Source organism: Plebeiibacterium sediminum (assembly GCF_026013605.1).
GTDB lineage: Bacteria > Bacteroidota > Bacteroidia > Bacteroidales > Marinilabiliaceae > Saccharicrinis > Saccharicrinis sediminus.
Map to the genome: position 1 here is coordinate 1 of NZ_JAPDPJ010000302.1, position 501 is coordinate 501.

Annotated in this window: 1 protein-coding gene; it reads right to left on the reverse strand. The window is 43.5% G+C overall.

The genetic code is table 11. The annotated features are described in order from the left end of the window. A partial coding sequence (locus OM075_RS25560; protein WP_301193385.1) for a hypothetical protein occupies positions 1 to 386 on the reverse strand: 386 nt, incomplete at its 3' end. Positions 387 to 501: the final 115 nt, after the last annotated feature.

Consider the following 501-nt stretch of genomic DNA (forward strand, 5'->3'; position numbering starts at 1 on the left):
TTCTTTTTCTCTACCTCGGCAAGCAGATACACACGAACATTGTAGCTTTCATTAACAGCCAGGTTCTCGCTGTCGTCTTTGTAAATGACACGTACAGGGCTGTTCTTGGCTTTTTCATCCACAGGGAAAGCCACATCCTTAATGCTCATGTCATCGTTGTGGTGAAGCAATGCCACCTCGGTATCATCGGGGATTATCTCTGTATCATCAATCCAAACCCTAAGTGTGGCACCGGGTAATGCCTGTTGGTTGGAAAGGCGTAAGAAAATGCCTTTGATACGGTCGTGTTCCGTTTTGGTATTGCCGTTAAACTCAAAAGTCTGACCTTTTTTAACCTCGAATTTCACGACCTGTAATTTGCGTATGTTATTGTCTTGTACTTCCATTTTTGAAATGATTAAGAAGAAAAAAGGGGCGGTTAACAACCGCTGACCGCCCCCGAACGATTATGACATATCAAGCTCTTATGCTTTCTCTGTGATAGTTCCCAATAGCGTTACC